Origin of the sequence: Methylopila turkensis (genome assembly GCF_027922325.1) — a bacterium.
GTDB lineage: Bacteria > Pseudomonadota > Alphaproteobacteria > Rhizobiales > Methylopilaceae > Methylopila > Methylopila turkensis.
In genome coordinates this window covers 577,691-600,925 of record NZ_BSFL01000003.1, presented here as the reverse complement: position 1 = coordinate 600,925, position 23,235 = coordinate 577,691, and the positions used below count along the sequence as shown (strand labels likewise).

Below are 23,235 nucleotides of genomic sequence, written 5' to 3'. Positions count from 1 at the left end.
CCGATAACTCCCGGCGTGTCGCGTCCGCGCGAACTCGTGTAGGGTCGAAAGCGCGGCGAGCCCGGCCGCCCCAGCGAACGAGCGGTCATGGCCATCCTGAAGCGCGCCCTCATCGTCCTTCTCGTGCTGCTGCTGATTCCGGTCGCGCTGATCGGCGGTCTGTTCCTTTACGCCAAGACCGATTCCGGGCTCGCGACGATCGCGGGGCTCGTCAACACCTACGCCAGCTCCGACGATTCGAAGATCAGAATCGGCCGGCTCGAAGGCTCGTTCCCGTCCGATCTGACGATCCGCGACCTCGAGATCGCCGACCGCGAAGGGCGCTGGCTCAGCGTCGACCGCGCCCGGGTGGCGTGGTCGCCGCTGGCGCTGATCGGGCGTTCGCTCACGATCGACGCGGTCGAGCTCGGGCGGGTGGACGTCGCACGCGCGCCGATCATTCCGCCTTCGACCGAACCGGAGCCGCCCGCCGACCCGGACGCGCCGCTGATCCCCGAGCTGCCGATCCAGATCGAACTCAAACGCTTCGCGCTCGACGACCTCAATCTCGCCGAGGCGGTCATGGGCGTGCCGGCGCGGCTCGCGGCCGAAGCCTCGGCCTCGCTGCGCGATCCGGCCCAGGGGCTGGCCGCGCGGTTCGACGTGCGGCGCACCGATGGCGTCGCCGGCCAGATCAAGGGCGAAGCTGGCTACACGCCCAGCACCAAACGCATCCGGATATCGATCCGCGGCGGCGAACCCGCGGGCGGCCTGGTCGCGCGCCTCGCGCAGATCCCCGGCCTGCCCCCGGTCGACATCGGCGTCGAAGGTGGCGGCACGCTCGACGCGCTGCGCGCGCAGGCCGTGCTCACCGCCGGCGACCGCGGCCGCATCGACGCGGCGGTCGATCTCGGCCGAAAGGATTCCGAGCGCACTGTCGTCCTGTCGGTCGAGGGCGACGTCGGCCGTCTGGTCCCGCCGGCCTACGCCGACCTGCTCGGCGGCGGCACGCGGATCGCGGCGGAAGCGGTGGTTCCGGACGCAGGGCCCATCCGGCTCACCGACGTCACGGTGTCGGGCGCCGCGCTGCGGCTCGGCCTGCGCGGCGCGGTCGACATCGAAGCGGAGACGCTCGACGTCGTCTACGACCTGAAGGCCGGCGAGATCGCGCGGTTCGCGAGCCTGCTGCCGCCGGGACTCGGCTGGGGCTCGCTCGCGCTGTCGGGCACGGCCAAGGGGCCGTTCACCCATCCCATCATCGTCGCGAACCTTCAGGGCGCAGGCGTCAACGCGCCCCAGGCCGGCGCCGACGCCGCGCGCATCGACCTGACGCTGACGCCAAACGGCCCGCTGACGGAGCCAGGCGCGCGGGTCGCCGCGGTCGCGACCGTCAAGGCCGATGGCCTGCGCTTCGCCGACGAGCGGCTGATGGCCGGCGTCGGACGCACGCTGACCCTCGATCTCGACGTCGACAGCACCCTCGCCGGCGACGCCGAGGTGAAGCGCGCCGATCTCGCGCTCGCCGGCTCCACCGCCTCCTACACGGGCGCGGTCTCGGCCGAAGCGGCGAGGGGCCGCGCGACCGTCGCCGCGCGCGACCTCTCGATGTTCTCGACGCTCGCGGGCCGGACGCTCGCCGGCGCGGTCGATCTCGCGGCCGACGTCGACCTCGCCTACGACATGTCGCGTCTCGACATGGCCCTCGACGGCCGGACCACGGGGCTCTCCACCGGGCTCGCGCAGGTCGACGGCCTGACCGGCGGCGACGTGACGATCCGCGGCGGCGTGCGCCGCTCGCCGAACGGCGCCTTCGCCTTCGACGACGTGAAGATCGACGGTCGGCACGTGACGCTCGCCGCGAACGGGTCGGCGACGCCGGAAGCGGCCAATGTGACCGTGAAGGCCGAGCTCGCCGACCTGGAGCGGCTGGACGCGCGCGCGAAGGGCAGGGCGCTCCTCGACGCGGCTTTGACCGGCAAGCTTGACGATCTTGCGCTCAAGGCGACGCTGTCGGTTCCGGATGGCCGCGCGCTGGATCGCGCGCTCAAGGACGTCCGCGTCACGGTCGACGCGACCGACGTCACCGGCGCTGTCGGCGGCGTGATCGGGCTCGCCGGCTCGCTCGACGGCAAGCCGATCCGTGGAACGGGGCGCCTGACGACCGAGGCTAACGGTGTCCGCCGCGTCGAGGGGCTCGACCTCGCGATCGCCTCGACGACGGTCAAAGGCGACGTCGCCGCGACGCCGGACGGCCTCGCCACCGGACGGATCGTGATCGCGGCGCCGGATCTCGCAGAACTTGGCGCGCTGGCGCTGACCGAACTCGGCGGCCGCCTCGACGCGGACGTCGCGCTGTCGGTCGAGAACGGCGTGCAGCGCGCGGCGGTGAAGGCCAACGGCGCCGACATCCTCGCGCCGGGCGCCCGCGTGAAGGCGCTCGACGTCGCGGCGACCGTGACCGATCCGACCGGCAAGATCTTGATCGACGGAACCGTCTCGGGTTCCGGCGTCGCGGCCGGCGGCCAGATCATCGAGACGCTTTCGGTGAAGGCCAACGGCCAGCCGGACCGCATGGACGTGACGGCGGACGTCGCCGCGCTTGGCTCGGCGCTGTCGACCGCGGCGCGGGTGCTCTACGCGCCGACCGCGACCGTCGTCGACGTCAGCAGGCTCGACCTGAAGGGCGGCGGCCAGAACGCCAGCCTCGCGGCGCCTGCGCGGGTGCGGGTCGTCGGCTCGGACGTCTTCATCGACGCGCTGTCGCTGAAGGCCGGGCAGGGCGGCGCGCTGAACGTCACCGGATCCGCCGGCGAGCGGCTGGCGCTCGACGTCGCGATCAAGGAGCTGCCGCTCGCGCTCGCCAACGCCTTCGCGCCGACGCTCGGCCTCTCCGGCATGCTCGACGCCAACGCCAAGGTCACCGGCTCGGCCTCGGCTCCGGTCGCGACCTTCGACGTCAGGGCGCGCGACCTCTCGGTCGCCGACACCCGCGCGGCCAAGATCGCCGCGCTTCAGATCGCCACCAGCGGCCGGTACGAGGGCGCGCGCGTCGTCACGGACACCGTCATCACCGGGCCGGAGCGCCTGCGCGTCACCGCGCAAGGCGCCGCGCCGCTGGGCGAGGGCGATCTCGACATGGTGGTCGCGATCCGCGAGCTGCCGCTGTCGCTCGTGAACGGGTTCTGGCCCGGCCTCGGCCTCGCCGGATTGATGAACGGCGACGCCCGCATTGTCGGGCCGATCGCCGCGCCGCGCGGCGACTACGCCGCGAAGATCGACGACTTCACCTCCGCGACCGCGCGCGGCGTGCCGGCGGTGCAGATCGAGACCAAGGGCAAGCTCGAAGGCCTGCGGGTCACGACCGACACGCTGATCACCGGCGGCGGCGGGGTGCGGGCGACGGTCAAGGGCTCGGCCCCGCTCGCGAGCGGCGACGTCGATCTCGACGTCGCGATCGCTGAGCTGCCGCTTTCGCTCGCGAACGCCTTCGTCCCCTCGCTTGGCCTCGCGGGCTCCCTCACCGGGACCGCCGACGTCACCGGCCCGATCACGGCGCCGCGCGGCGCCTATGACCTCAAGGTCGTCGGCCTCAAGGCGGCGCAGGCGCCGGGACCGTTCGAGGTGACCGCGAAGGGCGCGCTCGAAGGCCCGCGTGTGACCACCGACGCGCTCGTGACCGGACCGGACGGCATGCGCGTCACCGCGGTCGGCTCCGCTCCGCTCGCGGCCGGCGATCTCGATCTCACGGTCGCGGTGCGCGAACTGCCGCTGTCGCTCGGGAATGGCGTCTCGCCCGGCCTCGGCCTCGCCGGTCGCGCCAACGCGGACGCCAGGATCGGCGGTCCGCTCGCGGCCCCGCGCGCGACCTACAGCGCCAAGGTGCGCGACTTCACCTCGTCCAAGGCGCGCGGCGTTCCGGCGATCTCGGTCGACACCAGCGGCGCCTACGAGGGAAACCGCGTCACCACCGACACGCTGATCTTAGGCGGCGGCGGGGTGCGCGCCACCATCAAGGGCTCGGCGCCGATCGGCGACGGCGAGCTCGACATGGACGTCGCCGTCGCCGAACTGCCGCTCGCGATCGCCAACGCCTTCCAGCCCTCGCTCGGGCTCGCCGGCCGGCTGCAGGGCGGCGCGAAGGTGACCGGACCGGTGAGCGCGCCGCGCGGCGGCTACGACTTCAAAATCACCGGCCTCACCGCCGCGCAGGCGAGGGGCGTTCCCACGCTGCAGGTGACCACCAAGGGCGAGCTCGAAGGGCAGCGGGTGACGACGAACACGCTCGTCACCGGCGGCGCCATGCGCCTGAGCGCGGTCGGCTCCGCGCCGCTCGGCGTCACGGGCGAACTCGACATGAACGTCGAGCTCCGCCAGGTTCCGCTGGCGCTCGCGAACGGCTTCTCGCCCGATCTCGGGGCGCAGGGCGTGCTGCAGGGCGACGCCAAGGTCGCCGGCCCGCTGTCGGCGCCGCGGGGCTCCTACACGCTCAAGGTCTCGAACCTCTCGACCGCGCAGACGCGCGGCGCCGGCGTTCCGGCGGCGCAGATCGACGCCCGCGGCGATCTCGGAAACGGCCGCGTCACCACCAACACGGTCGTGACCGGCGCCGGCGGGCTGCGCGTCACCGCCACGGGCTCGGCGCCGCTCGGGCAGGGCGATCTCGACCTGAAGGTCGCGGGGCGCGCGCCGCTCGCGTTCCTCAACGACACGCTGTCGGTGTCGGGCGACCGGGTCGACGGCGCCGCGACCTTCGACGTCGCCGTGCGCGGCTCGACCTCGTCGCCGGCGATCAACGGCACGGCCCAGCTTGCGAACGCGTCCTACTCCAACCGCGCCTCGGGCCTGCAGCTTCGCGGCATCCAGGCCTCCGTCGCGGCCAATGGCACGAACGTCGAGCTGCGCTCGCTGCGCGCGACGACCCGCAACGGCGGCAGCATTTCGGGCTCCGGCCGCGTCGCCGTCGATCCCGCGCGCGGTTTCCCGGGCGAGCTGTCGATCCGCGCCCAGAACGCCGAGGTCATGGGCACCGACATCGTCACCGCGATCGTCGACACCAACCTCAGCCTGTCCGGCGCGCTGGCGCGGCGGCCGACCGTGTCGGGCACGATCTCGGCGCGCTCGATCGAGATCCAGATCCCCGACCGGCTTCCGGCCCAGTACACGCCGCTCGACGGCGTCCAGCACCGCAACGCGCAAGGGCGCGTGGCGCAGCAGCTCAGGGCCGCCAACGCCGCCAAGACGCGCGCCGCGGCGAAGGAGGACGCCTTCGTCGCGACGCTCGACATCGACGTTCAGGCCAACAACCGCATCTTCATTCGCGGCATGGGTATGACCGCGGAGGCGGGCGGCCAGATCAAGCTCGCCGGCACCTCGGCCGCGCCCCAGCCGGTCGGCGCGTTCGAGCTGCGCTCAGGCCGCGGCCAGATCGTGGTCATCGGCCAGCGCCTGACGTTCACGCGCGGCTCGGTCTCCTTCGCCGGCGACCTCGATCCGACGATCGACTTCCTCGCCGAGACCAAGGCGAGGGACGTCACCGCGCAGGTGGTGGTGACGGGAACCGCCTCGCGGCCGCAGATCAACTTCACGTCGCAGCCGACGCTGCCGACGGACGAGGTGCTGGCCCGTCTGCTGTTCAAGAAGTCCGCCGGCGAACTCAACGCCTCGGAGGCGTTGCAGCTCGCCCAGGGGCTGGCGCAGTACACCGCCGGCGGCGGCGGTTCGGGCGCGCTTGAGAGCGTGCGCAAGAGCCTCGGCGTCGACGTGCTGGACGTCACCGCGGGCGACGGCGACGGCGGAGGGCCGGCGGTCGGCGTCGGCCGCTACATCTCGGACAACATCTACCTTGGCGTCCGCCAGGGCACGACGCCGGAGTCGAGCAAGGTCACGGTCGACATCGACGTGACCAAGAACATCAAGGTTCAGGGTGAGACGGGAGCCGCGGGCAACAGCGCGGCAGGCGTCGCCGTCGAATGGGATTACTGAGCCGCGATGACGGAGGCGGGCGACGACGCGGCGCGCGCCCGTCTCGAAACCGCTCTTGAGGCGGTAAGGGCCCGGTTCGTCGCCGGGCTCGACGCGCGAACGGGCGCGCTCGTGGAGCTTGCGCGCGCGGCTCGCGAGCATCAGCCTCCCGGCTCCGACCTCGCCCGGGCCGATCTCCTGCGCGGTCTTCACAGCATCGCGGGCAGCGCGCCGACGGTGGGGCTTCGCGATCTCGGCGCCCGTGCCCGCGCTCTCGAGGCGCTGGTCGCCTCCGCCGAGCGGGACGGCGGCCTCGTGCCCGACATTGTCGAGGATATCCGTAGTCTCGCCGCCTGTCGGACTTGACGGATGTGCGAATCACGTATTGCGCGGTATGCGCGTAACGCGGCAAGATTAACGCGCTGATCGCGGCGGAGGGTCCGCCCCGATCAAGCTGCGGGACCTGCCGTGCGCGGGATCGTCGTCGGGGTGCTCATTGCGACGTGCGGGATGCTCGCTGGGCTCTGCTCGGCGCGGGCCGGCGCGTTCACGATGCCGGAAGGCGAGATCAAGCTGTTCGCCGTCGCGTTCGCGCAGGAAGGCGACCAGTACTTCGATCGCAAGGGGCGTCCGCAGCCCCGCGACCATTTCCTCAAGCGCGAGCTGCAGCTTTTTGGCGAGTACGGCTGGACCGACGCGCTGACGCTGTTCGCCGCCGCGTCGCTGCAGGACATTTCGGTCCGCGGCGAGGCGCGGTCGCGGCGCACAGGCCTCGGGCGGGTCGAGCTGGGCGTGCGGCGAAGGCTTTACGCAAACGACGGCTGGATCGTCTCGGCGCAGGCGTCGGGCCTGATTTCCGGCGCGCGATCGAGCGACGATCTGGCGGCGATCGGCGAGACCGACGACCAGGCCGACGTCCGCGCGCTCGTCGCGCGCAGCTTCGAGGCGTTCGGCGGCCACGGCTTCGTCGATCTGCAGGCGGGCTACCGCGCGCGCTTCGGCGACCCCGCGGACGAGGCCCGATTCGACGCCACGCTCGGCTGGCGCAGGGCGGGCAGCCGCTGGCAGTGGCTGGCGCAGAGCTTCAACACCTTCGGCCTGTCGCGCTGGGACGGCCGCTACCCGTTGCGGCAACGGATCCACAAGCTGCAGACCGGCGCGCTCTACGACCTGACGGCCGCGCTGTCGCTGTATGCCGCGGCTTTCACGACGCCCATCGGCCGCGACGCGCTCGACGAGCGCGGGCTCGTTCTTGGGCTCGCCTGCCGATTCTGACCCTGCGGCGAAGGGACAAGTCCAAAAGGCTTTATCCGCTTCTCGTCCTTTGATTTTATGCGTCGCGCGCCTCGAAAGTCGGCGCTCTGTCGTCCCATCCCCCGCGGACGTCGACTGACAATGGAAGGAAACCCCAGGATGAAGTTTCACGTGCTCGCCGCGGCGGCGGCGCTTGCGGTCGGCCTGGCCGGCGTCGCGGAGGCCCATGGCCCGACGCGCCAGAAGACCAGCAAGTCGGTCGAGATCAACGCGGCGCCGGACAAGGTCTGGGCGGTGGTCGGCAACTTCCAGGACGCGAGCTGGATTCCGATCGTCGAGAAAACGGAAGGAACGGGCGGCAACGACAAGGACGCCACCCGCAAGCTGACGCTCAAGGACGGGGGCGCGGTCGTCGAGGAGCTGCTGACCAAGTACGACGCCGAGAAGTTCACCTACGCCTACCGCATCACCAACGACGTGGTGAAGGTTCTGCCGGTGACGAACTATTCGTCCAACATCGTGGTGAAGGGCGAGGGCGACAAGTCGACCGTGACCTGGTCCGGCGCGTTCTACCGCGGCTTCCCGAACAACGACCCGCCGCCGGAGCTGTCGGACGAGGCGGCGCTGAAGGCTGTGGACGGGCTCTACGAGGCCGGGCTGAAGTCGCTGAAGGACAAGGTGGAGAAGGGCAGCTGAGTCCTCTCGGCCGCGCGGCCGCCGTCGCCGCGCTGATCGTCGTCGTCGCGGGCCCCGCCCGCGGCGACGAGGCCTTTGTGACCAATCAAAACGGCGACGAGGTCGGCGTGCTCGACCTTGCGACCGGCAAGACGGTCGCGCGCATTCCGGTGTCGGGCAAGCCCGCCGGCGTCACGCTGACGCGCGACGGCTCGCGCGCCTACGTCACCAGTCCGGAAGGCAAGGCGCTCACGGTCATCGACGCCGCCGCGCGCAAGGTCGTGGACCGCATTCCGCTCGAGGGCGGGCCGCTCGGCGTCGCCGTCCATCCAACGGGACGCCCGGTCTATGTCGCCGACTGGTACGCGGCGCATATTCTCGTCGTGGATCCTGAAACCCGCGCCATCACGGCGCGGATCGACGTCGGCAAGTCGCCCTCCGGCCTCGCGGTGACCCCCGACGGCGCGCTGCTGCTGTCGGCGGACCGCGATTCCGACGAGCTCTCCGTCATCGACACCGCCACGAACCAGCGTGTCGCGCGCGTGCCCGTGGGGGAACGGCCGTTCGGCGTCACGGTCGACGCCAAAGGCGAGCGCGCCTATGTCGCCAACGTGGCCTCGAACGACGTCTCGGTCGTCGACATCGCCGCCAGCAAGGTCGTGGCGACCGTCAAGGTCGGGGAGCGCCCGTACGTCATCGCGCTCGCTGGCGACCGGGCCTTCGTCACCGACCAGTACGCCAACCGGCTCAGCGTGTTCGACGTGCGCACGCTGGCGTCGGTCGGCGAGGTCGACGTGGGCGAATACCCGGAAGGGGCGCAGGCCTCGTCCGACGGCAAGCGGGTCTATGTCGCGAACTGGTTCGGCAACACGCTGAGCGTGGTCGACGCCGAGACGCTAAAGGTGATCGAAGAGTTCGAGACCGGCGACGGGCCGCGGTCCTTCGGGCTGTTCATCCGCGCGACGCCGTAAGCGGCCGAGTCGCCAAACGGCCCGGGCGCTTGCGTCTTCAGCGGCCGGGCTCGACGGAGGAGGGGACCAGGGCCCGCACCTGCATGGCGAGCGTCAGCGGATCGAACGGCTTCGGGATGACCCCGAGCGCGCCGAGCTTCAGGAAGCGTTCGATCTCGAGCGCCTGCGTGCGCGCCGTTATGAACACGACGGGGATTGCGCTGGTGGCGTCGCCCTCGCGCAATCTGGCCAGCGTCGCCAGACCGTCCATCTCGGGCATCATGACGTCGAGCAGAATGATGTCGGGGCGGAAGTCGATCGCCGCGCTCAGCGCCTCCCGCCCGGAGGCGGCCGTCATCACATCGAAGTCGGAGTCCAGCCTCAACGCAAGAACAGCGATTTCGCGGATATCCGGCTCATCATCGACGTAAAGAACGCGCACCCGGAATTCCCGCTTTCGGCATCCGGTTTGGGTCTAGACGTCGAGGCCGATCGGACAAGGTTCAAATGAACTAGAACCGGCGAAAATCATGTGCGGAAGTTCAGGCGATCGCGCCCATGGCGCTCCAGATGATCGCGCCGGACATGAGGGCGAGGCCGACGACGTCGCCGGTCAGCAACTGGCGCTCGATCGCGTTGTGCGGAGCCGTATTGAGCAGAGCGTCGTCGACGAAGTCGATATCGTCGGCGCCGGCTTCAAAACCGATCGCCTCTTCGCCCGCAACCTTGGCGGCGAGCGCGGGGTCCAGCGCGATATTCTGGTCGCGATTGGTGTCGGAAGATCGCAGGACGTAAAACATGGCGGCGCTCTGGGGCGATGATTATGTCGCTCCAACGCGCTTCCGCCGCGGGGCGTTCCGCCGCCCGCGAAAATTTCACAAAGTCTTTACGTCTGCTCAGGACTCGTCGTCGAGCAGGTGCTCGAGAGCGCCGATCGCGACTTCGAGGTCCGCGATCTTGCGCAGCGCGCCGTCGGAGGGAAGCGTCCGAGCCTTGGCGGCGGCGTCGATCAACTGCCGCTGCGCCTGCTTCATCCGATCGAGCAGCGCCTTGTAGTCGTCCATGTCTGCAATGTCCTGCTGTCGGCCGGCGTTCCGCCGGGCGACATGACGTGTTTTGGGTGGGGGAAGCGGGGAAGGCGAATGGTCGGAGCGGCGGGATTTGAACCCACGACCCCTAGTCCCCCAGACTAGTGCGCTAACCGGGCTGCGCCACGCTCCGACGTGCGAGCCTTATAAAGGGGCAGGCGGGGCGACGCAATCTTGCCGTTATGGGTTTCCGGCGCTTTGCGCAGGTCCTTGCTCAAGAAGCATTCCACAGAAACAAACTGGCAATATATCTATAATTCCATAGAAAATGTATTTTATTGTTGACTTGGGAGGCGGCGCCCGGAATCCTGCGGCCGTTCCCTGGAGATCGAACCCGATGAAACGCTTTCTCGCCGCCCGCCTTCTGGCTGCGCTGACCGTCGTCGCGCCCGTGGCCGTGGCCGCTCCCGCCGCCGCGCAGTCGACGCTGACCAACGTGTCCTACGACCCGACCCGCGAGCTCTACAAAGACTTCAACGCGCTGTTCGCGAAGCACTGGAAGGCCGAGACCGGGCAGGACATCCGGGTCCAGGTGTCGCACGGCGGCTCCGGCAAGCAGGCCCGCTCCGTGATCGACGGCCTCAACGCCGACGTCGTGACGCTGGCGCTCGCCTCCGACATCGACGCGATCGCCAAGGCGACGAAGAAGCTGCCGGCGGACTGGCAGAAGCGCCTGCCGAACAATTCCTCGCCCTACACATCGACGATCGTGTTCCTGGTCCGCAAGGGCAACCCGAAGGGCATCAAGGACTGGAACGACCTGGTGAAGCCGGGCGTCGAGGTCATCACCCCGAACCCGAAGACCTCGGGCGGCGCGCGCTGGAACTATCTGGCGGCCTGGGCTTACGGCCTGAAGCAGAACGACAACGATCCGGAGAAGGCCAAGGCCTTCGTGGCGGAGCTTTTCAAGCACGTGCCCGTGCTGGACTCCGGCGCCCGCGGCTCCACCACCACCTTCGCCCAGCGCGGCCTCGGCGACGTGCTGCTCGCCTGGGAGAACGAGGCCTACCTCTCGTTCCAGGAGTTCGGCGACGACAAGTTCGAGATCGTGTTCCCGTCGATCTCCATTCTCGCCGAGCCGCCGGTCGCGATCGTGGATGCGAACGTCGACAAGAACGGTTCGCGCAAGGCCGCCGAGGCCTATCTGAACCTGCTGTACTCGCCGGAGGGCCAGTCGCTCGCCGCCAAGCACTTCTATCGGCCGGTGAAGCCCGAGACCGTCTCCAACAAGGCGGACGTGGAGCGCTTCAAGTCGATCAATCTCGTCACCATCGACGACACGTTCGGCGGCTGGGCCAAGGCCCAGGGCGAGCACTTCGGCGACGGCGGCGTGTTCGACCAGATCTTCAAGCCGGGCAACTGACGCCGGACTTTCGCTCCAGTTCAGCCGTAGCGTCGCGGACGGGACCCGCTCCCGCCCGCGACGTCGCGCGACACCAGCCATGCGCCCTTACGAGAGAACGACGCTTACATGAGCCGCGCGACCTTTCGCACGCCCAGCGCGCTGCCCGGATTTGGACTGACCTTCGGGTTCGCCTGGCTCTGGCTGACGCTGATCATCCTGCTGCCGCTCGGCGGCGTCATCCTGTGGGCCGGCTCGCTCGGCGTCGAGCGGTTGATCCAGATCGCGTCCGACCCGCGCACCCTGGCGGCGCTCAAGGTCAGTTTCGGCCTGTCGCTGCTCGCCGCGGCGCTGAACGCGGTCTTCGGCCTGATCCTCGCCTGGATTCTGACCCGCTACGACTTCCCCGGCCGGCGGCTGGTCGACGCGGCCGTCGATCTGCCGTTCGCGCTTCCGACCGCCGTCGCCGGCATCGCGCTCGCCGCGATCTACGCGCCCAACGGCTGGATCGGCGCGCTGCTGCCGTTCAAGGTCGCCTACACCCCGCTCGGCATCTTCGTGGCGCTGGTGTTCATCGGCCTGCCGTTCGTGGTCCGCACGCTTCAGCCCGTGCTGATCGACCTGGACCGGGAGCTCGAAGAGGCCTCGGCGACGCTCGGCGCGCGCCGGCCGGTCACGCTGGCGCGGGTCATTCTGCCGACCCTGTTCCCGGCCTTGCTCGTCGGCTTCGCGCTCGCCTTCGCCCGCGCGGTCGGCGAGTACGGCTCGGTCATCTTCATCGCCGGCAACGTGCCTTACGTCTCGGAGATCGCGCCGCTCATCATCATCATGAAGCTCGAAGAGTTCGACTACGGCGCGGCGACCGCGGTCGCCACCATCATGCTGTTGATCTCGTTCGCGCTGCTGCTGTTGATCAACCTGCTGGAAGCCTGGACGCGACGGAGGCTCGGTCATGTCAGCTGAAGCCGCGACCGCGCCCGTGGGCCGCTCTCTCGCCAGTCCGACCACCGAAAGCGCCGGCGCCAAGCTGCTGCTGATCGTGCTCGGCCTCGGGTTCCTCGCGCTGTTCCTGGTGATCCCGCTGTTCGCGGTGTTCGCCGAGGCGTTCCGGAACGGCGTCGCCGTCTATTTCGAGGCGTTCGAGGACCCCGACACCCAGGCCGCGATCCGGCTCACGCTGCTGGTCGCCGCCATCGCCGTGCCGCTCAACATCGTGTTCGGCCTCGCCGCCTCGTGGGCGATCGCCAAGTTCGAGTTCCGCGGCAAGAGCTTCATGCTGACCTTGATCGACCTGCCGTTCTCGGTCTCGCCGGTCGTTTCCGGCATGTGCTACGTCATCTTGTTCGGCGCGAGCGGGTACTTCGGTCCGTGGCTCGACAAGCACGGCATCCAGATCATCTTCGCGGTTCCGGGACTTGTGCTCGCCACCGTGTTCGTGACCTTCCCCTTCGTGGCGCGCGAACTCATCCCTCTGATGCAGGAGCAGGGGACGAGCGAGGAGGAGGCGGCGCTGTCGCTCGGCGCCAACGGCTGGCGCACCTTCTGGTCAGTGACCCTGCCTAACGTCCGGTGGGCGCTGCTTTACGGCGTGCTGCTCAGCAACGCCCGCGCCATGGGCGAATTCGGCGCGGTCTCGGTCGTGTCCGGCCACCTGCGGGGCCTGACCAACACTCTCCCTCTGCAGGTAGAGATTCTGTATAATGACTATAATTTCGTCGCGGCCTTCGCGGCGGCGTCGCTGCTGGCGGGCCTCGGGCTCGTCACGCTTGTGATCAAGTCGCTGCTGGAATGGCGCTACGGCGGTGAAATATCTTCGAAGCACAGGAAGTGAGGGCGCATCATGTCCGTTGATCTCAAGATCCGCGACGTCCGCAAGGAGTACGGCGCCTTTCCCGCCCTGAACGGCGTGAGCCTCGACATCCGGCAGGGCGAACTCGTCGCGCTGCTCGGGCCCTCCGGCTCGGGCAAGACCACGCTGCTCCGCGCGATCGCCGGGCTCGAGACGCTCGATGGCGGCAAGATCCTGTTCGGAGACGTCGACGCCTCGTCGCGCTCGGTGCAGGAGCGCAACGTCGGCTTCGTGTTCCAGCACTACGCCCTGTTCCGCCACATGAAGGTGTTCGACAACATCGCCTTCGGCCTGCGGGTGCGCGACAAGGCGCGGCGGCCCACGGAAAGCGCGATCAAGGCGAAGGTTCTGGAGCTTCTCGAACTGGTTCAGCTCACCGGTCTCGAGAAGCGCTACCCGTCGCAGCTCTCCGGCGGCCAGCGCCAGCGTGTGGCGCTCGCCCGCGCGCTCGCGATCGAGCCGCAGGTGCTGCTGCTCGACGAGCCGTTCGGCGCGCTCGACGCGCAGGTGCGCAAGGACCTGCGCCGCTGGCTGCGGCAGATCCACAAGGAGACCGGCCACACCACCGTGTTCGTCACCCACGACCAGGAGGAGGCGCTGGAGCTCGCGGACCGGGTCGCCGTGCTGCACAAGGGCGACCTTCAGCAGATCGGCACGCCGGACGAGATCTACGACAATCCGGCGACCCCGTTCGTCTACGCCTTCATCGGCGAGTCGAGCGCCATCCCGGTCACGGTGCAGTCCGGCGCGGCGGCGCTCGACGGCGCGCCGCTTCCCGTGTCGCGCGTCGCGGCCGAGGACGGCCCGGCGCGCTTCTTCGTGCGCCCGGAAGACGTGACGGTGAAGGAGCTCAACGGCTCGTCCACGGTCGCGGGCACCGTCGCCGCGCTGCGCCGCACCGGCGCCTATCGCCGGGCCGACATCGAGGTCGGCGCGCAGCGCAGCCGCATCGAGGCGCTGCTTCCCAGCGACGCACCCATCTCGGTGGGCGACAAGGTCGGGCTCGTGTTCCAGCGCTACGCGCTGTTCCCGGCGGACAGCGCGCCGGCCACGGTCTGAGTCAGCATCTCCGGCGCGGTAGGCTCCGCGCTGGAGATGCGATGAAGCCATCTCATCTGGCCTTAAAACGGAGGCCCGATCTAACCCTCACCCCGGCCGGACTTTGAAGAACCTCGTGGCGCCCGGTTGGTTACCGGGGCGCCAAAAAGGGTGTGCACTCTAGGTCGAGGCCGCCCAGCGACATCAGGTTTGAATCGCAGCAGTCCAAGCCGTCCCGTCCGACATAGGAACCCGACTGGCAAACTGCCGGCTTCAGTCGACGCCATGTGACGCCGGCGCTGTTGGGCCCTCCGGTACCCCGCCTCTCGTAAGCGCAGGCTTCGGACCGCTGTTTGTTAGGCTCATTCCGATGCGCGCGGTTGAACGCGGCTTCGCCGTCACGGCGGCAAGCGTCCCATAACGGACGGTCTTGCGCCTTTGCTGCTTCCGCGCGGGCGATGATCGGCCGACATGCACCGTGCTGGGGGCTTGCGACGCAATACACGTTGCCCCTGAGGCGACGGTCGAGCGTGCGTTGAAAGCTGTCGCATTTCCTGCGCAGGGCTTCGGGCAAGGAAGGCTTGGCGCAATTCTCTTCGTAAAAGGCGGGCGTGAAATCGAACTTGTTCGGTGGCGGGCCGGATCCGCGATAGGTCGCGACGATGCAGGAGGCGTCGCTTTCGGAAAAGCAAACCCGGCACGGCTGTCCGGTTACGCAGCGCGAGGGATTGGCCCTCGAACTGCTGGGCGCCGACGCATAGGCGGTGCCATTCCGGCTGCTGTGCAGAACGACGTGGCTATCGCAATTCGCAGGACATGACGCGCCGTCCGAATAGATTGTGGGCTCAATCACTTGTGCGTGCGCTGCGACGCCAGCGAACCCGATCATCGCCGTTGCGAAACCGGCCAACAGTTTGCACCATGCTCGCCACATGGATATCCCCCCCCCCCGACGTGTTCCATTGCGAGTGTCGGCTTTGGGCGAAGCGCAAGCGAGTTGGTACCATCCCTCATAACCGTCGCTCGCCTGTTCTCGTACGCATTACGCCCTCGCCGCGCGACGGTGCCCGACGGTGCATGGTCGAGGGACATCTGATCGATGTGGCGTAAGGCGGCCTCCGTCGGCGGACTGACGCTCGTCTCCCGCCTGTTCGGCTTCGTGCGCGACGTGATGATGGCCGCGGTGCTGGGCGCGGGGCCGCTCGCCGACGCCTTCATGATTGCGTTTCGGCTGCCGAACCATTTCCGCGCGATCTTCGCCGAGGGCGCGTTCAACGCCGCCTTCGTGCCGCGCTACGCCCGCGCGCTGACCCAGGACGGGGAGGGCGCGGCGCGGGCCTTCGCCGAGGACGTTCTGGCGATCACGATCGCGGTCCATCTCGGCCTGCTGGCGCTCGCGCTCACCTTCACGCCGCTGGTGGTGGCGGCGCTGGCCCCCGGCTTCGCCGCCGACCCCGGGCAACTCGCTCTCACCGCCGGCCTGACGCAGATCACCTTTCCCTATCTGCTGCTTATCTCGGTGATGACGCTGATCGCGGGCGTGCTGAACGCGCACGACCGGTTCGCGGCCGCGGCGGCGACGCCGATCCTGCTGAACCTCTGCATGATCGCGGCGCTGATGGCCTCCGGGCTGTTCCCGACCATCGCCCATGCGCTCGCGGTCGGCGTGCTGGTCTCGGGCGTGGCGCAGCTCGCGCTGGTCGTGGCCGACATGGGGCGGGCCGGGCTGTCGCTCCGGCTTCGGCTGCCGCGCTTCACCGCCAATGTGCGGAACTTCCTGAAGGGGTTCGGGCCGGCGGTGCTCGGCTCGGCGGGCGTCCAGCTCGCGATGTTCGCCGACACGATCCTGGCGTCGTTCCTGCCGACCGGATCGGTCTCCTACCTCTATTACGCCGACCGGCTGTACCAGCTTCCGCTCGCGGTCGTCGGCATCGCGGTCGGCACGGTGCTGCTGCCGGAGCTCGCCCGACGGCTGGCGCGGCAGGACCTCGCCGGAGCCCGCGACCGTCTCAACCGCGCGCTCGAGGGCGCGTGGCTCATGACGCTGCCGTTCGTGGCGCTGTTCGTCGTGGCCGCCGAGCCGGTGGTGGCCGCCCTGTTCGGCCGCGGCGCGTTCGACGCCAAGGCGGTCGCGGGCGCCGCCGCCGCGCTTCAAGCCTATGCGATCGGCCTGCCGGCGATCGTGGCGCTGCGCTGCGTCACGCCGGCCTTCCACGCCTCCGGCGACACCGCGACGCCGGTGAAGGCGCTCGCGGTCGCGACGATCGCCAACCTGGTGCTGAAATTCGCGCTGATCGGCACTTACGCCCACGCGGGCCTGGCGTTCGCGACCTCCGTCGGCGCCTGGGTGAACGTGATCCTGCTCGTCATCCTGCTGCGCGGGCGCGGCGGCTTCGCCGCCGACCGCCGCTTCACGCTGAACGTGGTCGCGCTGACGCTCGCGACCGCGGCCGCCATCGCCGCGGCCTTCGCGGCGCTCGCCCCGGCCGGGACCGTCAAGGGGCTGATCCCGGCCTTCCCCGACCTCGCGCCAGCGACGCTGATCGGCGCCGCGGTGTTCGCGGCCTTCGGCGCGATCGCCGTTCCGGGGTTTCTTTTGGCGCGCCGACGCCGGGCGTGACGATCAGGCCGGCGCCAGCGCGCGGGCGCTCGCGATCATCCGGCGGATCTCCGGCAGGCACGACCCGCAATTGGTGCCGGCCTTGGTCGCCGCCCCGACCGCCGCGGCGTCGCAGGCGCCGCCCTCGATCGCGCCCGCGATGACGCCCTTCGGCACGCCGTGGCAGGCGCAGACAAGCGGACCGGAGGCCGCGCCGTCGGTCGCGCGGCCCGCGAGCAGCAGGCTGCGCAGCTGGCCGTCGGTCAGCCGCTCCCCGAGCTTCGCGCGCAGGAAGGTCCAGGCGCTCTCATGCCGGCCGGGACCGACGAACAGGCAGGCCTCGAGCGCGCCGTCCCGGAACGCTGCGATCCGCAGCACGCCGCGTCCGGCGTCGATGTAGTCGACGATCTCGTCGCCGGCCGCGATGTCCGGCAGCAGCTCCGCGAGGTCCGGCGGCGCGTCGTCGGCGAACAGCAGCCCGGCGCCGCCCGGCACGGTCGCCTTCGCCCACCACGCGCAGGACGACGCGCCGATGCGGCCCCGCGCCAGCGCGAAGCCCTGAAGCGCGAAGGCCACGGGCGCGATCGCGGCCGGCGTCGCCTTGGCGTCGGGCTGGCCCGAGAACGGATCGGTCACGGAGTGGACGAGCGCGCCGACCCGCCCGTTCGAGGAGGTCTCGGCGGTCCAGTGGATCGGCGCGAACAGCGCGCCCCGGCGCTGGCCCGGCTCAACCCGGACCCTGAGCACGGCCGCGCCATGCGCCGACGTCACCCGCGCGAACGCGCCGTCGACCACGTTGGCCTTCGCCGCGTCGTCCGGGTGGATCTCGACGAACGGCTCGGCGATGTGGCTCGACAGGCGCTGGCTTTTGCCGGTGCGCGTCATGGTGTGCCAGTGGTCGCGGATGCGGCCCGTGTTCAGGCTCAGCGGAAAGGCGGGCTCGCGGGCGGGGCGGGCGAGCGGCGCCACGGCGACGAAGCGGGCGCGACGGTTCGGCGTGAAATAGCCGCCCTTGGCGAAGAACCGCGTCTCGGTGCGAACCGAGCCCTGCCGGGCCGGCCACTGGATCGGCTTCATGCGGTCGTAGTCGCGGGTGTCGAGCTCCGAGAGCGCGCCGATGTCGAAATCGCGCGTCCCGTTGTTCTCGAAGGCGGAGAGCGCGGCGTGTTCGCGGAACACTTCGCCGGGCGTGCGCCAGTCGAACGCCTCGCCGAACCCGAGCCGCTTCGCCACCTGCGCGATCGCCCACCAGTCCGGCCGGGTCTGGCCGGGCGGGGCCAGGAACGGGCGCTGCCGCGAGATGCGGCGCTCGGAGTTGGTGACGGTGCCGTCCTTCTCCCCCCAGGCCGCGGCCGGCAGCCGGATGCGGGCCCCGGCGCCGAGCGTGTCGTTCGAGGCGACGTTCTCGGACACCACGAACAGGTCGAGCGCGCGCAGCGCCTCGCGCACGGCGTCGGCGCGCGGCAGCGACGCGGCGGGATTGGTGCCCATCACCCACAGCGCCTTGATCTCGCCGCGCCCGATCGCGTCGAACATCTCGACCGCCTTCAGGCCCGGCGCGCGCGCCATGCGCGGCGCGTTCCAGAAGCGGCGCACCTTCTCGATCGACTCGACGTCGAAATCCATATGCGCCGCGAGCTGGTTCGCGAGCCCGCCGACCTCGCGCCCGCCCATCGCGTTCGGCTGGCCGGTGAGCGAGAACGGCCCCATGCCCTCGCGCCCGATGCGTCCGGTGGCGAGGTGGCAGTTGATGATGGCGCCGACCTTGTCGGTTCCCTGGGCCGCCTGGTTCACGCCCTGGCTGTAGAGCGTCACCACGCGCTTCGTCCGTCCAAACAGGTCGAAGAACGCGTCGACGTCGGCCACGTCGAGACCGCAGATCTCGGCGGTCGTCGCGATGTCGGGCGCGATGGCGCGCGCCTGCGCGATCGCCGCGTCGAACCCCTGCGTGTGCGCGGCGACGTAACCGCCGTCGACATGGCCGTTGTCGGCGAGCGTCGCGAGCAGGCCCGAGAACAGCGCAGAGTCGGTCCCGCCGCGGATCGGCAGGTGGAGGTCGGCTTCTTCCGCGGTCGCGGTGCCGCGCGGGTCGATCACCACCAGCTTCGCGCCGCGCGACGCCCGCGCGGCCAGCATGCGCTGGTAGAGCACCGGGTGGCACCAGGCGGCGTTGGAGCCGACGAACACCAGAAGATCGGCGGTCTCCAGATCGCGGTAGACGCCGGGAACCGTGTCGGTCCCGAAGGCGCGCTTGTGGCCCGCGACCGAGGACGACATGCACAGGCGCGAGTTGGTGTCGACGTTGGCCGAGCCGAGGAAGCCCTTGAACAGCTTGTTCGCGGCGTAATAGTCCTCGGTGAGGAGCTGGCCCGAAAGGTAGATCGCGATCGCGCCCGGCCCGTGGGTCTCGAGCGTGCGCCGGAAGCCGTCGGCGACCTGATCGAGCGCGGCCTCCCAAGTGGTCCGCGCGCCGTCGATCTCCGGATGCAGCAGCCGATCCTCGAGCGACAGCGTTTCCCCGAGCGCCGAGCCCTTGGAGCACAGCCGGCCGAAGTTCGACGGATGCTCCGGGTCGCCCGCGATCGTCGCCCCGCCGAGCCGGTCAGGCTGCGCGAGCACGCCGCAGCCGACCCCGCAATAGGGGCAGGTGGTCGCGGTCGGCGCGGTCGGCAGCTCGGCGGGATGCATGTTCATGGGCGGGCGGAGCCAGGAGCGAAACCAGCGTCATCCCGGCCGATGCGCAGCGCAGAGCCGGGACCGTTCTCCGAATGAAGCGCCTCGTCCTGAACACGGTCCCGGCTCTGCGCGGCTGCGCCGCTCCGGCCGGGATGACGGCCGGCGCGTTCGCCCGCTCCTGCGCCCCCCGCGCCCATCAGTAGACGTCCGCCTGGTAGCGTCCGGCCTTCTTGAGGCCGGCGACGAAGGCCTTGGCCTCGTCCGCGCTCTTGGCCCCATGGGTCGCCACGATGTCGACCAACGCCTTCTCCACGTCCGCCGCCATGCGCTTGGCGTCGCCGCAGACGTAGAAATGCGCGCCCTTCTCGAGCCAGCTCCAGAGCTCCGCGCCGGCTTCGCGCATGCGGTCCTGCACATAGACCTTCTCGGCGCCATCGCGCGACCAGGCGAGCGAGAGCTTCGTCAGCGCCCCCGCCGCCTGCAGTTCTTCGAGCTCCTCGCGATAGTAGTAGTCGCTCGCCTCGCGCTGGTGGCCGTAGAACAGCCAGGCCCCGCCCGCGGCTCGGGTCGCCATCCGCTCGCGCAGGAACGAGCGGAACGGCGCGACGCCGGTGCCGGGCCCCACCATGATGATCGGCGTGTCGCCGGCCCTCGGCAGCGCGAAGCCGTGCGCCTTCTGGACATAGACCTTGAGCTTGTCGCCCGGCGCCACGCGGTCGGCGAGATAGGTGGAGGCGAGACCGAGCCGGGTGCGGTCGCCGATGCGGTAGCGCACGGCGGCGACGGTCAGGCTGACCTTGCCGGGATCGGCCGAGAGCGCCGAGGAGATCGAATAGAGCCGCGGCTGCAGCGGATCGAGCGCGCCGAGGAATTCGGCGGCGGGCGGCGTCGCGGCGGGAAATTTCTCCAGCGCGGCCAGCACGTCGAGCGTCGCGAGGTCGCCGTCGGGGTCCTCGCCCTCGGCGAGCTTGGCAAGCTTCTGCTTGTCGTCGGCGTTTTCGGCGTAGACGCCCATGAGCTCGAACAGCGCGTCGGGCGCGGCGGCGAGCGAGACGCGCTCCGAAAGCAAGGTCTTCAGCGGCAGGGTGTGGCCATCGTGGGAAACCTCCACGTCCTCCGCCACGTCGAGGCGGGCGGCCACCGCCGCGCACAGCTCCGGGGCGTTGGTCGCGAACAGGCCGAACGAGTCGCCGGGCTCGTAGGTCAGGCCGCAGGCCGAAAGATCGATCTCCACATGGTTGGTCTCCTTGTCGGAGCCTTCGCCGCTCACCGCGCGCTTCGACAGGAACGCCGCCTCGACTGGGGTCTCGCGCGAGCGACCGGGCTCGGGCGCGACTGGCGCCGCGGGCGCCGCCGCCACGGGCTTCGCGGGCGCCGCGCCGCCGCCGTCGAGCTCCTCGAACAGCTTCTTCAGCATGCGGGTGGTCTCTTTGCCGCCCGGCACGCAGAGGTTCAGCTTCGTCTCCTCGCCGGCCGCGATGGCGGCCGAATAGCTCTCGCAGAGATAGCCGCACTGGCCGCAGTCCTGCTGGGCCATCGCGGCGTACATGCGCCGCTTCACCGGCCGGTCGGCCGCCATCTCCATGCGCTCGCCGATCGGAATGGAGGCGTCGTGCCACGGCGCGCCGTCATCCTCCTCGACCGGCGCGGACTGGCTTTCGCCGGGCAGGGGCGAGCCCAGCAGCGCGGTCGCGGCGTCGCGCGACAGCGCCTGCACGCCGCCGTCCATGGAGAGCAGGCCGGCGAAGAAGCCGTTCAGCCAGGCGCGCTGCTCTGTGCTGAAGGGCGCGTTTTCCGGGACGAGCGGCGGAAGGATCTGGCCTTGCGCGGTCATGAGGAGGCTCCGGTCGGCGCCACGAGCCCCTTGTCCCGGCCGAAGAGCCGGGACCCAGACGCGTTGCGGATGCGCAAGAAAGCGGAACGGCCGCAGCGGCGCCCCGAGACACCTGCGGTGATGGGTCCCGGCTCTTCGGCCGGGACAAGAGACGAGGTGACCATCACGCGCCCTCCAGCTCGAACAGCGACTTGAGCGCGTCGATCTCGTGCCGGCGCGTGAAGGCGGCGAAGGTCTCGGCGCCCTCGCGCTTCGCGAGATAGCCGCGCAGCATCTTCTCGACGACGGCCGGGCAGTCCTCGCCCTTCACGTCGCGCACAAGCTCCCGGCCGATCGTCGCGTCCGACCCGAAGCCGCCGCCGACATGGAGGTGGAAGCCCTCGACCGTGTCTTCGTCGTTGATCGGCACCTTGGCGCCGATCAGGCCGATGTCGCCGATGTAATGCTGGGCGCAGGAGTTGTGGCAGCCCGTGACGTGTATGTTCACAGGCGTGTCGACCGCGAGGCAGATCCCGTCGACGTGGTTGGCGATCAGGTCGGCGAAGCCCTTGGTGTCGGAGGCCGCGAACTTGCAGCCGCGGTTGCCGGTGCAGGCGACGAGGCCGGCGCGGACGTTGGAGGCGGAGGTCGCGAGCCCGATGTCGATGACGGCCTGCTCGAAGGCCGCGACGTCGGCGTCCTTCACGCCGGAGATCAGCAGGTTCTGCCAGACGGTGAGGCGCACGTCGCCGTCGCCGTAGCGCTCGGAGAGGTCGGCGAGCGAACGCATCTGCGCGCAGGTCATCTTGCCGAGCGGCAGCACGACGCCGACCCAGTTCAGGCCCGGCTGCTTCTGCGGATGCACCCCGATATGGGCGAGCCGGTCGCTCTCGGGACGCGGCGCCACAGCTTCGGGGGCGACGCGGGTGAACGTCCAGCCGAGCGTCTTCTCGACCTCGGCCAGGAACTTCTCGAAACCCCAGGCGTCGAGCACGTATTTGAGCCGCGCCTTGTTGCGGTCGCTGCGGTCCCCGGAGGCGATGAACACGCGCACGATCGCGTCCGCCACCTTGATCGCCTTGTCGAGCGGCACGATCACGCCGGTGTCGCGGGCGAAGTCCTTGTGGCCGGTGATGCCGCCGAGCGCGAGCCGCCACCAGACGCCGGGCGCGACGCCGAAGCCGTCCTTCACCTCGACCGCCTGGAAGCCGATGTCGTTGGTGTCCTCGAGCGCCGCGATGCGGCCGGCGCCGTCGAACGCCACGTTGAACTTGCGGGGCAGGCCGTAGAGCGCGCGGTCGTTGAGGATGTGGTGGTGCCACTCCTTCGCGTAAGGCCGGGTGTCGACCAACTCCTGCGGATCGATTCCCGCCGTCGGCGTGCCGGTGACGTTGCGGATGTTGTCGGCGCCCGAGCCCTTGGCGGTCAGGCCGATGTCGACCAGGCCCTCGATGTAGGGAATGCCGTTCGCCGCGCTGATCTCCCGCGCCTGCAGATTGGCGCGGGTCGTCACGTGGGTGAAGCCGCCGGCGTATTGCTCGGAAAGGTCGGCGACGCCGCGGAACTGCCACGCCTTCAAGATGCCGTTGTGGATCCTGAGCCGGCACATATACGCGTCCTGCGTCGGACCGACGTAGAACAAGCCGTGGAAGCGGATGCGGAAATCGTCGAGCTGCTTGGCGAACTGGCCCTTCTCGGCCAGGTCCTTGAGCCGGGCGTAGGCGTCGAACGGGTGCTCCTCGCGCTTCGCCTTCTCCTGCGGCACGAGCTTCTTGCCGGCCTTCTCTTGCGCCGCCATGGCCCTGAGGTGGATGGCGTCCGGACCCGTCGGCTCGGCCTCGGCCGGGGGGAGGGCGCCGGGGCCGCCGAACGGCACGCCGCCGCCGAAGCCCGGAGCCCCGCGCGAGCCGCGGATCGCCTGGACGCCGGAGACGAAGCCCTCGAGGTAGCGCTTCTGGTCGGGGGAAAAATCCTGGGTCATGCCGTCACCGTCCACGTTCCCTGCAGGATC

General features: G+C 70.2%; 16 protein-coding genes and 1 tRNA gene. 10 read left to right on the top strand and 7 right to left on the bottom strand.

Going from position 1 to position 23,235, the window contains the following annotated elements; all coding sequences use genetic code 11:
- Nucleotides 1-87: 87 nt before the first annotated feature.
- The 5 genes from PKE78_RS14100 (at nt 88) to PKE78_RS14080 (ending at nt 8,840) form a co-directional block, all read left to right on the top strand.
- Entirely contained in the window at nt 88-5,961 is a 5,874-nt protein-coding gene (locus PKE78_RS14100) for a translocation/assembly module TamB domain-containing protein (RefSeq protein ID WP_271201534.1), read from the top strand.
- Between the two features lie 6 nt (nt 5,962-5,967).
- Nucleotides 5,968-6,306, top strand: coding sequence for an Hpt domain-containing protein (locus PKE78_RS14095; protein WP_271201533.1), 339 nt, complete (start codon nt 5,968-5,970; stop codon nt 6,304-6,306).
- Nucleotides 6,307-6,408: 102 nt separating this feature from the next.
- Nucleotides 6,409-7,215 carry a hypothetical protein gene (locus PKE78_RS14090; RefSeq protein ID WP_271201532.1) on the top strand — a complete coding sequence of 269 codons (807 nt, stop codon included), beginning with the start codon at nt 6,409-6,411 and terminating at the stop codon, nt 7,213-7,215.
- 138 nt (nt 7,216-7,353) lie between these two features.
- Entirely contained in the window at nt 7,354-7,890 is a 537-nt protein-coding gene (locus PKE78_RS14085) for an SRPBCC family protein (RefSeq protein ID WP_271201531.1), read from the top strand.
- Complete coding sequence (locus tag PKE78_RS14080; RefSeq protein ID WP_428981283.1) at nt 7,887-8,840, top strand: YVTN family beta-propeller repeat protein; 954 nt, start codon at nt 7,887-7,889, stop codon at nt 8,838-8,840. Before PKE78_RS14085 ends, PKE78_RS14080 begins: the two co-directional genes overlap by 4 nt.
- 37 nt (nt 8,841-8,877) lie before the next feature.
- Here the strand turns inward: PKE78_RS14080 and PKE78_RS14075 are convergent, their stop codons facing one another.
- From PKE78_RS14075 to PKE78_RS14060, 4 genes are all read right to left on the bottom strand, one after another.
- Nucleotides 8,878-9,261, bottom strand: coding sequence for a response regulator (locus tag PKE78_RS14075; protein ID WP_271201530.1), 384 nt, complete (start codon nt 9,259-9,261; stop codon nt 8,878-8,880).
- 100 nt (nt 9,262-9,361) lie between these two features.
- A complete protein-coding gene (locus PKE78_RS14070) occupies nt 9,362-9,619 on the bottom strand; it encodes a hypothetical protein (RefSeq protein ID WP_271201529.1) in 258 nt (85 codons plus the stop codon).
- Nucleotides 9,620-9,715: 96 nt separating this feature from the next.
- Nucleotides 9,716-9,883: a hypothetical protein gene (locus PKE78_RS14065; protein WP_271201528.1), complete on the bottom strand. Its 168-nt coding sequence runs from the start codon at nt 9,881-9,883 to the stop codon at nt 9,716-9,718.
- A 79-nt stretch (nt 9,884-9,962) separates the two neighbouring features.
- Nucleotides 9,963-10,040: transfer RNA gene (locus PKE78_RS14060), tRNA-Pro, on the bottom strand.
- 204 nt (nt 10,041-10,244) lie between these two features.
- Here PKE78_RS14060 and PKE78_RS14055 point away from each other — a divergent pair.
- From PKE78_RS14055 to murJ, 5 genes are all read left to right on the top strand, one after another.
- The gene (locus PKE78_RS14055; RefSeq protein WP_271201527.1) at nt 10,245-11,270 is read left to right on the top strand and encodes a sulfate ABC transporter substrate-binding protein; all 1,026 of its coding nucleotides are present in this window, start codon (nt 10,245-10,247) and stop codon (nt 11,268-11,270) included.
- 108 nt (nt 11,271-11,378) lie between these two features.
- A complete protein-coding gene (cysT, locus tag PKE78_RS14050; protein ID WP_271201526.1) occupies nt 11,379-12,212 on the top strand; it encodes a sulfate ABC transporter permease subunit CysT in 834 nt (277 codons plus the stop codon).
- Nucleotides 12,202-13,080, top strand: coding sequence for a sulfate ABC transporter permease subunit CysW (gene cysW, locus PKE78_RS14045; RefSeq protein WP_271201525.1), 879 nt, complete (start codon nt 12,202-12,204; stop codon nt 13,078-13,080). The genes cysT and cysW overlap by 11 nt, the downstream gene beginning before the upstream one ends.
- A 9-nt stretch (nt 13,081-13,089) precedes the next feature.
- Entirely contained in the window at nt 13,090-14,157 is a 1,068-nt protein-coding gene (locus PKE78_RS14040) for a sulfate/molybdate ABC transporter ATP-binding protein (RefSeq protein WP_271201524.1), read from the top strand.
- A gap of 1,078 nt (nt 14,158-15,235) precedes the next feature.
- Entirely contained in the window at nt 15,236-16,756 is a 1,521-nt protein-coding gene (gene murJ, locus PKE78_RS14035; RefSeq protein WP_271201523.1) for a murein biosynthesis integral membrane protein MurJ, read from the top strand.
- Between the two features lie 3 nt (nt 16,757-16,759).
- On the opposite strand, the gene PKE78_RS14030 is transcribed toward murJ, so the two are convergent.
- The 3 genes from PKE78_RS14030 to PKE78_RS14020 all read right to left on the bottom strand — a co-directional run bounded on the left by PKE78_RS14030 (nt 16,760) and on the right by PKE78_RS14020 (nt 23,205).
- Entirely contained in the window at nt 16,760-19,429 is a 2,670-nt protein-coding gene (locus tag PKE78_RS14030) for a nitrate reductase (RefSeq protein ID WP_271201522.1), read from the bottom strand.
- Nucleotides 19,430-19,607: 178 nt separating this feature from the next.
- Nucleotides 19,608-21,245 carry a sulfite reductase subunit alpha gene (locus tag PKE78_RS14025; protein ID WP_271201521.1) on the bottom strand — a complete coding sequence of 546 codons (1,638 nt, stop codon included), beginning with the start codon at nt 21,243-21,245 and terminating at the stop codon, nt 19,608-19,610.
- Between the two features lie 163 nt (nt 21,246-21,408).
- Nucleotides 21,409-23,205 carry a NirA family protein gene (locus PKE78_RS14020; protein ID WP_271201520.1) on the bottom strand — a complete coding sequence of 599 codons (1,797 nt, stop codon included), beginning with the start codon at nt 23,203-23,205 and terminating at the stop codon, nt 21,409-21,411.
- Nucleotides 23,206-23,235 lie beyond the last annotated feature (30 nt).